This is a genomic window from Enterobacter chuandaensis, assembly GCF_039718975.1.
GTDB classification, from domain to species: Bacteria; Pseudomonadota; Gammaproteobacteria; order Enterobacterales; family Enterobacteriaceae; genus Enterobacter; species Enterobacter chuandaensis.
Window position 1 is genome coordinate 3,181,411 of record NZ_CP097173.1, and the last position, 15,692, is coordinate 3,197,102.

A 15,692-nucleotide genomic window follows, 5' to 3' on the forward strand; every position below is an offset into this window, starting at 1 on the left:
TACTGCTTACGCCGCTTTTGCCACAACTTCCGCTTCCGGACGTTTCAGTACCGCGTAAGACAGGCCCGCCACCAGCGTACCAGCAACAATCGCCAGCAGATAACCCAGTACCGGGGTGATGGCGCCAGGGATCAGCAGGACGAACAGACCGCCGTGTGGCGCCATAAGCTTCGCGCCAATCGCCATGGAGATGGCGCCCGTTACCGCGCCGCCGACAATACAGCACGGCAGAACACGCATTGGGTCACGCGCCGCGAACGGAATCGCACCTTCGGTAATGAAGCACAGGCCCAGCACCAGCGCCGCTTTACCGCCTTCCTGCTGCGCTTTGTCGAACTTACGACGGGCAATAATCGTCGCCAGGCCGAGCGCCAGCGGTGGCACCATACCGGCCGCCATGATCGCCGCCATCGGCGCATAAGTCTGGGTACTCAGCAGGCCAACGCCAAACGCGTATGCCGCTTTGTTCACCGGACCACCCATGTCGGTACACATCATGCCGCCGAGGATTGCGCCGAGCAGCACCGCGTTCGCCGTGCCCATGGTTTGCAGCCAGTGGGTCAGGCCCGCCAGGATGCCCGCAACCGGCTTACCAATCAGGTAAATCATCGCCAGACCGACCACCAGGCTGGAGATCAGCGGAATGATCAGGATTGGCTTCAGCGCTTCCATACTCTGCGGCAGCTTCAGCTTCGAGCTAATCAGCTTCGCGACGTAACCGGCGAGGAAACCGGCGATGATACCGCCGATAAAGCCGGAGCCGGTGCTCACCGCCAGCATACCGCCGATGAGGCCTGGGGTCAGACCCGGACGGTCAGCAATGGAGAAGGCGATAAAGCCCGCCAGCACCGGCACCATCAGCGCGAACGCTGAACCGCCGCCGATCTGCATCAGCGCAGCAGCCAGAGTACCTTCTTCTTTAAATGCCGTAATACCAAACGCGAACGACAGTGCGATACACAGACCGCCCGCTACCACCATCGGCAGCATGTAGGACACGCCGGTCAGCAGGTGACGGTATGCGCCCGCAGATTCTTTTTTCCCTTCGGTCGGGGTTTTCGCTGCGCCGGTGGCCTGATACGGTTTGGCTTCTGCCAGGGCCTTATCAAACTCCTGCGCGGTTTTTTTCAGTGCCAGGCCGGTAGAGGTGCGGTACATCGGTTTGCCGGCAAATTTCGCCAGATCCACTTCGATATCTGCCGCCACAATCACCAGATCGGCCTCAGCGACCTCTTCCGGCGTAATGGCATTGCCCGCACCCACGGAGCCACGGGTTTCAACTTTCACCCACCAGCCGCGTTTTTTCGCTTCGGTTTCGATGGCTTCAGCCGCCATAAAGGTGTGCGCCACGCCCGTCGGGCAGGCCGTAACCGCGACAACGCGTTTCGGACCAGAGGCCGCAGCCGGGGCCGCAGCGACAGGTGCGCTGTAAACGGTCGCGTGACCTTTCGCTTCGCTCAGGAACAGTTCCGGATGTGCCACCGCGCGATTAATATCGCCCAGCCACACTTTTTTGCCGTTCAGCGCGCTGTCAGCCGGGATTTTATCGCCCAGGACAATCGCCAGCTCGGCATCGCCTGGGTTATCAATGATATCCAGGTGTGCTTTTTGTGCCGCCGCGCCCAGCAGGGTCTTCGCCATGTAGGCGCGAGCCTGTCCGAGACCGGAGTCAATGATCAGCAGCGTTTTCATTATTCCTCTCCTGCTGTTAGTTAAAAGGTTTTAAGTCAACGCGCGCCATCATCGCGGCTAACTGGGTACGATCGGTAATACCGACATTGCTCTGGCTCACGGCCAGGGCTGCAACGGCGGTGGCAAGACGTAACGTATGTTCACTGGATTCACGCATCAGCAGGCCGTAAATCAGGCCGCCAACCATAGAATCCCCTGCGCCAACGGTGCTCACCACTTCCATTGACGGCGGTTTGGCAATCCATTCACCTGAAGCGTTAACCCACAACGCCCCTTCTGCACCCAGCGAAATCACCACGTGAGCAATACCCTGCTCGCGCAGCGCATGGGCGGCCTCAATCACATCTTTTAATTCCGGCAGCTTACGGCCTGCCCAGATCTCCAGCTCGCGGCGGTTTGGCTTCACCAGCCACGGAGAGGCTTTCAGTCCCGCCACCAGCGCATCGCGGCTGCTGTCGAAGATAATGCAAGGGCACTGGCTGCGCAGGCGCGTCATCCAGTCGGTGAAGGCTTCCGGGCTGACGCCGGACGGCAGGCTGCCGCTGACACACACCATATCGAACTGGCCCAGCCAGGTCAGGGAGTCGGTCACAAAGCGTTCCCAGTCAGCAGGTGTCACTTCGAAACCGGAGAAGTTAAGATCGGTCACTTCGCCGTCTTTCTCGGTCAGCTTAACGTTGATGCGGGTACGGCCCTGCACAACCTGAAAACGGTTGGCAATGCCCAGCTCGCTGAACAGCTGCTGGAAGCCATCCTGGTTATCTTTACCGAGGAACCCGCCGACGGTGACGTCGATGCCGAGATCCTTAAGCACTTTCGCGACGTTAATCCCTTTACCCGCGGCATGCAGGCCAGTGGTACGCACGAGGTTGACTTCGCCGCGCTCAATTTCCGGGCAAAAACCCACGAGATCGTAAGCCGGGTTCAGCGTAATGGTGGCAACACGTCTGCTCATTATGCGCCCTCCCCCAGACCCGCCGCGATGGCGTCGCCAATCGCTTTCAGCGCCTGTTCAGCATCTGCGCCCTGCGCGGTGAAGCGCAGGCGATGGCCTTTCTTCACGCCCAGCGCGACGACTTTCATCAGGCTACGGCCGTTGGCCGGTTTGCCCGAACCATCCAGGTTGGTCACGGTAATCTCGCTTTCAAATTGTTTAATGGTGTTCACCAGCATGGTGCCCGGACGGGCATGCAGGCCGTGTTCGTTACGCACCACGAATTCAGCATTCAGCACATCATCCGTTAGCGCGTCGTCGCTGGTCAGCAGCGCCAGCACGGTCGCCGCATCGGCGTTCAGCAGTTTTTCAGCTTTATTGTTCAGCAGCAGATCGCCCAGACGCTTCAGCACCGAAACCGGCTGCTCATCGTTCATCGCCACGGTCACCAGCATGGCTGCTGTCTCGCCCTCAACGTCGAACGCGGTGGCGGCGCGGCTCACGGCAATCGCGCTGCGCAGGTTGCCTTCAGCGCTGTCGTTCAGCCAGATGCCCTGGCCGAGGTTCAGCGGTTTATCGTTAATCACGCGCGTCACAAAGGTGGCATCAGCAGCGCCCGCTTCTTTCAGGCGACCTGCGTTCAGCGCCTGCAGAGTCACGAGATCGGTCGCGACAACGTCCAGCGTCAGGGTTTCATTATCCAGTTTCAACGCTTCGCTCTGCTTTTCACCCATCAGCAGGGCGCGCAGCTCTTCAGCGGTTGTTGCAGACTTCAGCTGTTCCGCCACGGAGTCATCGCTCAGAACGTGCGTCAACTGACGCAGCAGGCCTAAGTGTTCGTCGCTGCTGGCCGCGATGCCGATAGCCACATAGGCTACCTGACCGTCGCCCCAGAGCACGCCCTGCGGGAACTGATAAACCTTCACGCCAGTTTTCAGTACCTGGTCGCGGGTATCCGTTGTACCGTGCGGAATGGCAATGCCATTGCCGAGGAAGGTGGATGTCTGCTGCTCGCGCGCCAGCATACCGTTTACGTAGCCGTCCGCGACGTTACCCGCCTGCACAAGGGCAGCGGCAACCTGACGAATGGCCTCTTCTTTATCCCCGGCCTGAGCGCCCGGGTGAATATCCTGAACAGATAACTGGAACATGGTTCTCCTCTCCTGCTGAAATTGAATCGTTTCAGCTTACATGAGAAAAAATACGCTAGCCTGCTCCGTTTGTTAAAACAAGATAGCGCTGAAACGTTTCAAAAAGTCTTGCGCTTTCTGCAATGGCTTGCAAGAAAAGTCGTATTTCCGATATCAGAATTTAGAGATACTGCACATTTCTTCCGCGTTCAGCTGAATTTTGCTGAAGTTCAGCAAACCAGTTTCAGCTAAGTTCAGCCATGAGGATTACAAGTTGAAATGCCATTTTGATTTTTCGTGGCGTAATTGATTTTACCCACTGTTTATTTTTTAGCTGACGGCGTAAACTCCGCCCCTCTCTGTTACTCGCTAATTATAAAACATGCATAACACCCCTGCGGCCACCTCGCCGAAGCCCTTTGATTTGACGTCAACGGCGTTCCTGATTGTTGCTTTCTTCACGGGCATCGCCGGTGCGTTACAAACTCCGACGCTGAGCCTGTTCCTGACCAACGAGGTTCACGCCCGTCCGGCGATGGTCGGCTTCTTTTTTACGGGTAGCGCCATCATTGGCATTCTCGTCAGCCAGTTTCTGGCCGGTCGATCCGACCGAAAAGGCGATCGTAAAAGCCTGATCGTATTCTGCTGTCTGCTGGGGGTGTTGGCCTGCGTTCTGTTTGCGTGGAACCGTAACTATTTCGTTCTGCTGTTCATCGGGGTATTTCTGAGCAGCTTTGGCTCAACCGCCAACCCACAGCTGTTTGCCCTCGCCCGCGAGCACGCCGACCATACCGGGCGGGAAGCGGTGATGTTCAGCTCGATATTGCGCGCTCAGGTGTCGCTGGCATGGGTGATTGGCCCGCCGCTGGCCTACGCGCTGGCGATGGGATTTGGCTTTACGGTGATGTACCTGAGCGCGGCGGTGGCGTTTGTGGCGTGCGGCGCGCTGGTGTGGTGCTTTCTGCCATCCATGCGCAAAGAGACCAAAGTGGCGACAGGCGTGCTGGAAGCCCCGCGCCGTAACCGCCGCGACGCCCTGCTGCTGTTTGTTATCTGCACGCTGATGTGGGGCACCAACAGCCTGTATATCATCAATATGCCGCTATTTATTATTGATGAACTGCATCTGCCGGAGAAGCTGGCGGGGATCATGATGGGGACGGCTGCGGGCCTTGAGATCCCGACCATGCTAATCGCGGGCTATTACGCGAAGCGTTTCGGCAAGCGTTTCTTAATGCGCATCGCAGCCGTCGCCGGGCTGCTGTTCTACGTTGGCATGCTGACGGTCCATACGCCAGCCCTGCTTCTAGCTTTACAGCTGCTGAACGCCGTATATATCGGCATCCTGGCGGGGATTGGCATGCTCTACTTCCAGGATCTGATGCCGGGCCAGGCAGGCTCTGCAACCACCCTTTATACTAATACCACCCGCGTGGGCTGGATTATCGCGGGCTCAATGGCCGGTATCGTTGCCGAGATCTGGAACTATCACACGGTGTTCTGGATTGCGCTGGTGATGTGTACGCTGACGATTGGCTGCCTGACGAGGATCAAAGACGTTTAAGGCGCGGTGAGCGCTTCCAGCTCAAGCAACCAGGTTATCGCCTGTGCGCGCGTGCTGCCGCACATTTCAGCCGAGGGCTGAAGCCCTGAGCAGACCTTCGGGCGCAGGGGAGACTCAAAGATCATACACAGGTTGGATTCAGAGAGCTGAACGCAGCGGGTATTGGCGGGCTTGCCCTCCGGCATACCTGGAATGGGGCTTGAAATGGACGGAGCGGTACAGCACGCGCCGCAATCTGGACGACAATCCATACATGCTCTCTCGGTGGCGAATGCCCGTACAGTCGGGCATCGCGCGCACAGTAACACCTTTTGCGTATTGATAGCAAAAGCCACGAATTCCTCTTGCCTGAAAGGCCGCGCGCGAGTAATTTGGCGCGATATTTTTTACCTCCCGTAGACAGGATTACTGCAATGCCAAGAGCGAACGAAATTAAGAAAGGTATGGTACTGAATTACAACGGCAAACTGCTGATTGTGAAAGATATCGACATTCAGGCACCAAGCGCCCGTGGTGCAGCAACGCTGTACAAAATGCGTTTCGCCGATGTGCGTACCGGCCTGAAGGTGGAAGAACGTTTTAAAGGTGACGATATCGTTGATACCGTGACCCTGACCCGTCGCTATGTTGATTTCTCTTACATCGACGGCAACGAGTACGTGTTCATGGATAAAGAAGATTACACGCCGTACATCTTTACCAAAGATCAGATTGAAGAAGAGCTGCTGTTCATTCCTGAAGGCGGAATGCCAGACATGCAGGTGCTGACCTGGGACGGCGTGCTGCTGGCTCTGGAACTGCCGCAGACTGTGGATCTGGAAATCGTGGAAACCGCGCCGGGCATCAAAGGCGCGTCGGCGAGTGCACGCAACAAACCAGCGACCCTGACCACCGGTCTGGTTGTTCAGGTACCGGAATATCTCTCCGCTGGCGAGAAGATCCGCATCCATATCGAAGAAAAACGCTATATGGGTCGTGCTGACTGAGTATGACATTTTTCGGGTGGCGGCTTCGCCTTACCCGACCTACAAAAACACAAAAACCGGCGCTCAGGCCGGTTTTTTTGTAGGCCCGGTAAGCGCAGCGCCACCGGGCAACAGAGCTTACAGAAGCTCCGGATACTTCATCATCTTCAGCGCCAGCTCAACGCCGCGCACTTCCGCCATTCCCTTCAGGCGGCCAATCGCCGAATAGCCCGGGTTGGTTTTCTTACGCAGATCGTCCAGCATCTGATGTCCGTGATCCGGACGGAACGGAATAGGACGCACATCGCCCGCCTGCTTACGACGCACCTCTTCCGCCAGAATGGCGTCTACGACCGCCACCATGTTTACGTCGCCACCCAGGTGCGCCGCCTCGTGGAAGGTTTTCGGGTTCTCTTCACGACAGGTCGCGCGCAGATGCGTGAAGTGAATGCGATCGCCAAAGGTTTCAATCATCCGCACCAGGTCGTTATCCGCGCGCACGCCGTAGGAGCCGGTACACATGGTAAAGCCGTTATAGATGCTGTTTACCGTTTCTTTCAGCCACTGCATATCTTCAAGGGTGGAAACAATACGCGGCAGGCCGAGAATAGGACGCGGTGGATCGTCCGGGTGCACCGCCAGACGCACGCCAGCTTCTTCCGCAACCGGCACAATAGCGCGCAGGAAATACGCCATGTTCTCACGCAGCTGGTTCTTATCAATATCGCCGTATTCCGCCAGACGCGCGCGGAACTGATCCAGCGTGTAGCCCTCTTCCGCACCCGGCAGGCCAGCAATGATATTGCGGGTCAGCTTTTCAATGTCCGCTTCACTGGCGGCATTAAACCATTCAAGCGCCTGATGCTGCTCTTCGGCGGTATAATCCGCTTCGGCACCCGGGCGTTTCAGAATGTGCAGCTCAAACGCCGCAAAGGCAATCTGGTCAAAACGCAGCGCTTTCGAGCCGTCCGGCATCTGATATTCCAGGTCGGTACGCGTCCAGTCCAGAATCGGCATGAAGTTATAGCAGACCGTATCAATACCGCAGGCCGCCAGGTTGCGAATGCTCTGCTGGTAGTTTGCAATCCAGGTCTGGTATTCACCGGTGTGGGTTTTGATATCTTCGTGAACCGGAATGCTTTCCACGACAGACCAGGTTAATCCCTTCTCCGCCAGCAGCGCCTGACGCTGTTGAATTTCCTCAACCGGCCAGACCTGGCCGTTAGGAATGTGATGCAGCGCCGTGACGACACCCGTTGCGCCAGCCTGACGCACATCATCAAGAGAAACCGGATCGTTCGGCCCATACCAACGCCAGGTTTGTTCCATTGCCTCATCCTCTCAAGTTGTTATACCAATATAGGTAACTGCAATGACGACTACCATACATGTTTACCGCAAAGGGTCAACACACCGCCACACATTGATTGATCAAACTCACAGAACGGGGATATTTACGGCTCACCAATTTTATTTGCTGTCATATAACTTTACACTGGCATTGTTAATTAATGGTTAATCAGGTGTGTATTTCATGAAGACAATTGCCTCCACCTCGCTTCCTGCTCATGTTCAGCTCCCTCGTTACGATCGCAAGCAACTGCGCTCCCGCATCGTCCATTTTGGCTTCGGTGCGTTTCACCGCGCGCACCAGGCATTGTTAACAAACCGGGTGCTGAATGAAAAAGGCGGCGACTGGGGGATCTGTGAAATAAGCCTGTTCAGCGGCGACGTGCTGATGAGCCAGCTGCGCGCGCAGGATCATCTGTTCACCGTTCTGGAGAAAGGGGCTGAAGGACATCAGCCGATTATTGTTGGCGCCGTACATGAATGCCTGAATGCAAAGCTGGACTCTCTGCCCGCCATAATTGAGAAGTTTTGCGAACCGCAGGTGGCGATCGTATCGCTCACCATTACGGAGAAAGGCTACTGCATCGATCCCGCCACAGGTAAGCTGGATCTGCAAAACGCCCGGATCCTTCACGACCTCGAAAATCCTTCTGAACCGCACTCCGCCCCGGGGATCCTGGTCGAAGCGCTCAATCGCCGCCGCGAGCGCGGCTTGCCTGCGTTTACCGTGCTTTCCTGTGACAATATCCCGGACAACGGCCACGTGGTGAAAAATGCGGTGCTCGGCATGGCGCACAAGCGCTCCCCGGCGCTGGCGGAGTGGATCGAAGGTCACGTGAGTTTCCCGGGAACGATGGTCGACAGAATTGTTCCCGCCGCGACGGAGGCCTCGCTTGCAGAAATCGCCGATGCGCTCGGCGTTGACGATCCGTGCGCCATCAGCTGTGAGCCGTTTATTCAGTGGGTAGTGGAAGATAATTTCGTCGCCGGGCGTCCGGAGTGGGAAGTGGCGGGCGTTCAGATGGTACAGGACGTTCTGCCGTGGGAGCAGATGAAATTACGCATGCTCAACGGCAGTCACTCTTTCCTGGCGTATCTGGGGTATCTCGCCGGATACGCGCATATTAATGAATGCATGGAGGATACCACCTTCCGCGAAGCCGCCCGGCGGTTAATGCTGGATGAGCAGGCACCCACGCTGCGCATAAAGAATGTCAACCTGACGGCTTACGCCGACAGCCTGATAGAGCGTTTTGCTAACCCGGCGCTGCAGCACCGTACCTGGCAAATCGCGATGGACGGCAGCCAGAAACTGCCGCAGCGGATGCTGGATGGGATCCGCGTTCACCTTGAGCGCAAAACCGCCTGGCCGCTACTGGCGCTGGGCGTCGCCGGCTGGATACGCTACGTCAGCGGATCCGACGAACGTGGCAATGCGATTGACGTTCGCGATCCCCTCAGCGATAAAATCCGCACGATTGTCGACGCCAGCAGCGACACCGACCGCGTTAGCGCGCTACTGGGGCTGAGCGAGGTCTTTGGTCACGATCTCGCGCAACATCGCGTTTTCGTTGAGGCTGTCAGCCAGGCATATCAGCGTATAACCCGCCATGGCGCACGTCAGGCTGTTATTGAAACGTTAAATCTTTAGCGATTATTGCGCTTAATGCGAACGGATATCGCCTCCGTTCGCCCTCCCCCTTCTCATTGCGCCCGTTTTTCGCCAGGATAAGAGCATAGTGTTATAGCATCACAATTCTCTTGCGGAGCGCACGTGACCAAAACCAACCTCATTACCGGTTTTCTCGGCAGCGGTAAAACCACCTCTATTCTTCATCTGCTGGCGAATAAAGACCCCGCCGAGAAATGGGCCGTGCTGGTCAATGAATTCGGCGAAGTGGGCATTGATGGCGCGTTGCTGTCATCCAGCGGCGCGACGATTAAAGAGATCCCCGGCGGATGCATGTGCTGCGTAAATGGCCTGCCGATGCAGGTTGGGCTGAATACGCTACTGCGTCAGGGCAAACCGGACCGCCTGCTGATTGAACCCACCGGTCTTGGTCACCCGAAGCAGATCCTCGATTTACTGACCGCGCCGGTTTACGAGCCGTGGATCGATCTGCGCGCCACGCTATGCCTGCTCGATCCGCGTCAGCTTCTGGATGAAAAAGCGGTGGCCAATGAGAACTTCCGCGATCAGCTCGCCGCAGCAGACGTTATTGTCGCCAATAAAGACGATCGCGCCACGGCGGAAAGCCAGGCCGCGCTGGACACGTGGTGGCAACATTTCGGCGGCAATCGGACGCGGGTGCAGGCCACTCAGGGGAACATTGATAGCGCCCTGCTCGATCTTCCCCGCCTGAATCTGGCGGAACTTCCAACCAGCGCGGAGCATGCGCATCACCATCCTGCAAAGCAGGGTCTGGCTGCGCTTAGCCTGCCGGAACACCAGCGCTGGCGTCGTAACCTGAACAGCGGTCAGGGGTATCAGGCCTGCGGCTGGATTTTCGATGCCGATACCGTTTTCGATACCATTGGCATCCTTGAGTGGGCCAGGCTTGCGCCGGTCGATCGCGTGAAAGGGATCATGCGCACGCCTGACGGGCTGGTGCGAATCAACCGCCAGGGCGACGATTTCTTTATCGAAACGCAAAACGTCGCGCCGCCTGACAGCCGAATAGAGTTAATTAGTGCGGTTAACGCCGACTGGAATGCCCTGCAGACCAGCCTGTTGAAGATTCGTTTAAGTTCGGGCGGCTAACGTTGCCCCAGTTTTCCTTCTATGCTGAACGTTATGACAACTCGATTTCCCCTGATACTACTGCTTAATGTCGCCGGTCTGGCGCTTTTCTTCTCCTGGTATATCCCGGTGAATCACGGTTTCTGGTTCCCGCTGGATTCAGCCCTGTTCCATTTCTTCAACCAGGGGCTGGTGAAGAGTGACGCCTTCCTGTGGCTGGTCGCGATCACCAATAACCGCGCCTTTGATGGTTTTTCCCTGCTGGCCATGGGCTGTCTGATGCTCTCTTTCTGGCTTAAAGAGGATGTCACGGGGCGCCGTCGCATCCTGATTATCGGGCTGGTGATGCTTCTGGCTGCGGTGATTATTAATCAGCTGGCGCAACATCTGATGCCGGTAAAACGCGCCAGCCCTTCGCTCTCTTTCCCGAATATTTATCGCGTGAGTGAACTGCTGCATATTCCAACAAAAGATGCCTCGAAAGACAGTTTCCCGGGCGATCACGGCATGATGCTGCTTATCTTCGCCGGTTTTATGCTCCGCTATTTCGGCAAGAAGGCCTTTGCTATCGCCCTTCTTATTGTGGTGATATTTGCATTCCCGCGCGTGATGATTGGCGCACACTGGCTGACGGATATTGTTGTGGGTTCGCTTTCCGCCGTGCTGATTGGTCTGCCGTGGGTTCTGATGACGCCTTTGAGCGATCGCCTGATTACCGTTTTCGATCGCTATCTTCCGCGTAGAAAGCAACAAAACTTGAACAAATAAATACCATTTTTTAACGTAAACTATCGGGGATCATCACGATCCCTGATAATGCTCATCCTGCGATCTTTCTGCACTGTCATATTCTTGTCATCACATTCGTGATAAAAATGAAGCAATTGCGCGATTACGCGGCGGATCTGCCGCTATTTTGTGCAATGACAAATTTTTACTTCCTGTATCACAATTTCTTATAAAAAAAAGGTTCTTTTTACTCGCAATAGCCCTGGCAATCGGTTAATCTCGAACTCGTTTTGCCCCATGGAGATAATTATTTCGATGGTGAATAATTTTGTGCGCTGCACCACAAATGTCACCAGAAACAATTGTCTCAATGTGAACAGATAATTAGTCTCGTCACGTTTGGCATTTTTATAACGATATTTGTCGTTAAGGACTTCAAGGGAAAATAAACAAAATGGTCAAATCTCAACCGTTTCTGAGATATATCTTACGGGGGATCCCGGCGATAGCAGTCGCGGTACTGTTATCGGCATGTAGTACATCGAACACCGCAAAGAATATGCATCCTGAGACGCGTGTTGTGGGAATGGAAGATTCCTCGTCACTGCAAGCCTCTCAGGATGAATTTGAAAATATGGTACGTAATCTGGACGTGAAGTCCCGCATTATGGACCAGTATGCTGACTGGAAAGGCGTGCGTTACCGTCTTGGCGGCAGCACCAAAAAAGGCATTGATTGTTCCGGTTTTGTACAGCGTACGTTCCGTGAGCAATTTGGGTTAGATCTTCCGCGTTCGACTTACGAACAGCAGGAGATGGGCAAGTCGATTTCACGTACCAAACTGCGCACCGGTGATTTAGTGCTGTTCCGTGCAGGTTCGACGGGTCGACATGTGGGCATCTATATTGGTAATGACCAGTTTGTACATGCCTCCACCAGCAGCGGTGTGACCATTTCCAGCATGAATGAACCATACTGGAAGAAGCGCTACAACGAAGCGCGCCGCGTACTGACCCGCAGTTAATATGATAATTGTATCGTTGGTTATCCCTTGGCTGGCGATACAATAAAAAAAAGCACTGCTTCGGCGGTGTTTTTTTTTGCCCGTTACACTGAATACATCCAGCGGCATTTCAGGAATCACGACGTCTATGCTCACCCGCTACTTCTCCAGTCATCGCAAGATACTGATCCTCAGTATTATTACCGGCCTGGTCACTGCCCTGCTCCTGGGTTCATTGCAATTTTTCTGGAGCTACCATAAGCGTGAAGTCCGGTTCGATACGCTGATCATGGATGTGCGCATCTATATGGAGAGCTATTTTGACGAGCTGAAAGCCTCCATCGACGTGCTCCAGCCGCTGACGCTCAATAATTGCGCGGACGTTAACGCGGAGCTGACCTCACGTGCGGCCTTCAGCCTCAACGTGCGCGCGTTTCTGCTGGTCAGGGATAAAATGGCTTTCTGCTCGTCAGCCACCGGGCCACTGAATGCTCCGATGGAGGAGCTCATACCCGGGCTGCACATCAACAAGCAGGTGGATATCGCCCTGCTGTCCGGCACGCCCATGCTGCCTAATAAGCCGGCGATTGCCATCTGGTATCGTAATCCGCTCGTGAAGGACGGCGGCGTATTCACCTCAGTGAATCTCAACCTGACGCCGTACCTGCTTTATACCGCGCGCCAGGACGAGTTTGCAGGCATCGCGATCGTCATCGGCGACAATGCGTTATCCACCACCTCAAGCACCCTCGTCAAAGCAAAGGATTTACATGAAACGCCTGCGCGCACTGCGACGCTCAAAGACGTTCCTCTGACCATCAACCTGTACGCCGAGGAGTGGACGAGCGATGAGATACTTTACGCCCTGTTCTTCGGGCTGGTGTGCGGCATTGCGGCAGGGTCGCTTAACTTCTACATCCTCACGACGCGTCTCAATCCGGGCAAAGAAATTCTGAGCGCCATTAAGCGCGGCCAGTTCTACGTAGTTTATCAGCCCGTTGTCGATGCCAAATCGCTCAGGATGACCGGGCTTGAAGTTCTGATGCGCTGGAAACACCCGACCATGGGTGAAATCCCGCCGGACGCCTTTATCAATTTTGCCGAAGCGCAGAAGTTGATTGTCCCGCTGACGCTACATCTGTTTGATCTGATTATTCACGATGCGCCAGTGTTACAGACCGTACTGCCGCCGGGGGCGAAAGTGGGCATCAATATCGCGCCGGGGCATTTGCATGCGGAAAGTTTTAAAGACGATATGCGCACCTTCAAGGCTCTGCTGCCGCCCGATTATTTCCAGATCGTACTGGAAATTACCGAGCGCGACATGCTTAATCATCGGGAAGCCAACAGCCTCTTCGAATGGCTGCACAACGAGGGGTTTGAAATTGCCATTGATGATTTCGGCACCGGCCACAGCGCGCTGATCTATCTTGAACATTTCACCATGGACTACCTGAAAATCGACCGTGGTTTTGTCAACGCAATCGGTACAGAAACCGTGACCTCCCCGGTGCTGGATGCCGTACTGACGCTGGCAAGAAGGCTGAATATGTCGACCGTTGCGGAAGGGGTGGAAACGCCGGAACAGGCAGCCTGGCTGCGCGAACATGGGGTTAATTTCCTGCAGGGATACTGGATTAGCCGCCCGATGCCGCTGGAGCAGTTCCGCACGTGGCAAAATACGCTGTCGCCTGACGGTGAATAATTTCACATTGCCCGTGGCGTCACTTATTATTCAGCTTAACTGAGCCGGTCTGTAAAAGAGGGAGCCGCCGCGAGATGTTAATGCGCTTTATGTTGCTTTGGTTGGCAGTCGTGAGCCTGTCCAGCCAGGCGCAAACCATCAAGGAGAACATCGCGTTCGCCGTGATTGGCGAGCCCAAATATGCGGTCAACTTCACGCACTTTGATTACGTCAATCCTGCCGCGCCGAAAGGCGGAAAGGTCACGCTCTCCGCGACGGGAACGTTCGACAACTTTAACCGCTTCGCCCTGCGCGGCGTGGCTGCGGCACGAACGGAATCACTTTACGATACGCTTTTTGTCACGTCGGATGATGAACCTGGCAGCTACTATCCGCTGATTGCCGACAACGTGCGCTACGCGGATAATTTTTCCTGGGCCGAAATCACGCTTAACCCTCGGGCCCGATTTCATGACGGCACACCGGTCAAGGCCAGCGACGTGGCCTTTACGTTTCACAAATTCATGACCGAAGGCGTACCTCAGTTCCGTATTGTGTATAAAGGCACGACGGTACGCGCCATTGCGCCCCTCACCGTACGCATTGAACTGAGCGAACCGAACAAAGAGAATATGCTCAGCCTGTTCTCGCTGCCGGTTATGCCTGAATCGTTCTGGAAAAACCATAAGTTAAGCGACCCGCTCTCCACACCGCCGCTGGCCGGTGGCCCTTACCGCATTACCGACTGGCGCATGGGGCAGTACGTGGTCTATTCCCGCGTGAAAGACTATTGGGCGGCAAACCTGCCGGTCAACCGCGGGCGCTGGAATTTCGACACCCTTCGCTATGACTACTACCTTGACGATAACGTGGCGTTTGAAGCGTTCAAAGCTGGCGCCTTTGATTTGCGCGTGGAGAACAGCGCCAAAAACTGGGCGACCCGCTATATCGGTAAAAATTTCGCTAAAGGCTACATCGTTAAAGACGAGCACAAAAACGAATCCGCCCAGGACACGCGCTGGCTGGCGTTTAACATTCAGCGTCCGGTATTTACCGACCGCCGCGTTCGGGAAGCAATTTCCCTCGCTTTTGATTTTGAATGGATGAACAAAGCGCTGTTTTACGGGGCGTACAGCCGCGCGAACAGCTATTTTCAGAACACCGAATATGCCGCGCGCGATTACCCGAAAGCCGACGAACTGATCCTGCTGGCGCCGCTGAAAGCGGAAGTGCCGCCAGAAGTGTTTACCACGGTGTTTCAACCTCCTGCCTCAAAGGGTGACGGCTACGACCGGGACAACCTGCTGAAGGCCAGCAAGCTGCTGGATGAGGCGGGCTGGCAGCTGAAAAATCAAAAGCGTGTGGATGCCAAAACGGGCAAGCCTCTCAGTTTTGAACTGCTGCTCTCCTCCGGCGGCAATGATCAGTGGGTGCTCCCGTTTAAGCACAACCTTGCGCGGCTGGGGATCACCATGAACATTCGTCAGGTCGATAACGCGCAGATCACCAACCGCATGCGCAGCCGCGATTACGACATGATGCAGCGCCTGTGGCCCGCGCAGCCGTGGCCCAGTTCGGACCTGCAAATCTCCTGGGCCTCCAGCTACATCGACTCTTCGTACAATGCGCCAGGCGTAAAAAGCCCGGCGATTGATGCGTTGATTGCGAAAATTGTGGCGGCGCAGGGCGATAAAGAAAAACTCCTGCCGCTCGGTCGCGCTCTCGACAGGGTGTTAACCTGGAACTACTACATGCTGCCCATGTGGTATATGGGCGAAGACCGCCTTGCTCGCTGGGATAAATTCTCCGTGCCAGCGGTGCGCCCTGTCTATTCGCTGGGCTTTGACACCTGGTGGTATGACGTTAATAAAGCAGCCAGACTTCCCGCTGAGCGGCGATAA

13 protein-coding genes are annotated in these 15,692 nt (G+C 55.6%); 8 read left to right on the plus strand and 5 right to left on the minus strand.

Features of this window, described 5'->3' with window-relative positions; translation table 11 throughout:
* Positions 1–6 precede the first annotated feature (6 nt).
* From fruA to fruB, 3 genes are read right to left on the minus strand one after another with little or no spacing between them, the layout of a single operon-like run.
* A complete protein-coding gene (fruA, locus tag MX657_RS15435; protein WP_028013869.1) occupies positions 7–1,692 on the minus strand; it encodes a PTS fructose transporter subunit IIBC in 1,686 nt (561 codons plus the stop codon).
* Between the two features lie 16 nt (positions 1,693–1,708).
* On the minus strand, positions 1,709–2,647 hold the full coding sequence (gene fruK, locus MX657_RS15440; protein ID WP_010433510.1) for a 1-phosphofructokinase: 939 nt from the start codon (positions 2,645–2,647) through the stop codon (positions 1,709–1,711).
* Positions 2,647–3,777, minus strand: a complete 1,131-nt coding sequence (gene fruB / locus MX657_RS15445) for a fused PTS fructose transporter subunit IIA/HPr protein (protein WP_346806115.1) — start codon at positions 3,775–3,777, stop codon at positions 2,647–2,649. Before fruB ends, fruK begins: the two co-directional genes overlap by 1 nt.
* Positions 3,778–4,138: 361 nt before the next feature.
* Between fruB and setB the strand changes: the two genes are divergently transcribed.
* On the plus strand, positions 4,139–5,320 hold the full coding sequence (gene setB, locus MX657_RS15450) for a sugar efflux transporter SetB (protein ID WP_346806116.1): 1,182 nt from the start codon (positions 4,139–4,141) through the stop codon (positions 5,318–5,320).
* On the opposite strand, the gene MX657_RS15455 is transcribed toward setB, so the two are convergent.
* Positions 5,317–5,571, minus strand: a complete 255-nt coding sequence (locus tag MX657_RS15455) for a YkgJ family cysteine cluster protein (protein WP_080328602.1) — start codon at positions 5,569–5,571, stop codon at positions 5,317–5,319. The genes setB and MX657_RS15455 overlap by 4 nt on opposite strands.
* A 162-nt stretch (positions 5,572–5,733) precedes the next feature.
* Between MX657_RS15455 and yeiP the strand changes: the two genes are divergently transcribed.
* A complete protein-coding gene (gene yeiP / locus MX657_RS15460) occupies positions 5,734–6,306 on the plus strand; it encodes an elongation factor P-like protein YeiP (RefSeq protein ID WP_008500940.1) in 573 nt (190 codons plus the stop codon).
* A gap of 117 nt (positions 6,307–6,423) precedes the next feature.
* Here yeiP and uxuA read toward each other — a convergent pair whose 3' ends face one another.
* Complete coding sequence (gene uxuA, locus MX657_RS15465; protein WP_346806117.1) at positions 6,424–7,614, minus strand: mannonate dehydratase; 1,191 nt, start codon at positions 7,612–7,614, stop codon at positions 6,424–6,426.
* A gap of 205 nt (positions 7,615–7,819) precedes the next feature.
* Between uxuA and MX657_RS15470 the strand changes: the two genes are divergently transcribed.
* From MX657_RS15470 to MX657_RS15495, 6 genes are all read left to right on the plus strand, one after another.
* Entirely contained in the window at positions 7,820–9,286 is a 1,467-nt protein-coding gene (locus MX657_RS15470) for a mannitol dehydrogenase family protein (RefSeq protein WP_346806118.1), read from the plus strand.
* 123 nt (positions 9,287–9,409) lie between these two features.
* Positions 9,410–10,396 (plus strand): CobW family GTP-binding protein, encoded by a 987-nt coding sequence (locus MX657_RS15475; RefSeq protein ID WP_346806119.1) that lies wholly within the window; start codon positions 9,410–9,412, stop codon positions 10,394–10,396.
* 33 nt (positions 10,397–10,429) lie between these two features.
* The gene (locus tag MX657_RS15480; protein WP_119915521.1) at positions 10,430–11,143 is read left to right on the plus strand and encodes a phosphatase PAP2 family protein; all 714 of its coding nucleotides are present in this window, start codon (positions 10,430–10,432) and stop codon (positions 11,141–11,143) included.
* 415 nt (positions 11,144–11,558) lie between these two features.
* A complete protein-coding gene (mepS, locus tag MX657_RS15485) occupies positions 11,559–12,128 on the plus strand; it encodes a bifunctional murein DD-endopeptidase/murein LD-carboxypeptidase (RefSeq protein ID WP_028013877.1) in 570 nt (189 codons plus the stop codon).
* A gap of 127 nt (positions 12,129–12,255) precedes the next feature.
* Positions 12,256–13,812, plus strand: coding sequence for a cyclic di-GMP phosphodiesterase (locus MX657_RS15490; RefSeq protein ID WP_346806120.1), 1,557 nt, complete (start codon positions 12,256–12,258; stop codon positions 13,810–13,812).
* Positions 13,813–13,886: 74 nt separating this feature from the next.
* Complete coding sequence (locus tag MX657_RS15495; protein ID WP_336239275.1) at positions 13,887–15,692, plus strand: extracellular solute-binding protein; 1,806 nt, start codon at positions 13,887–13,889, stop codon at positions 15,690–15,692.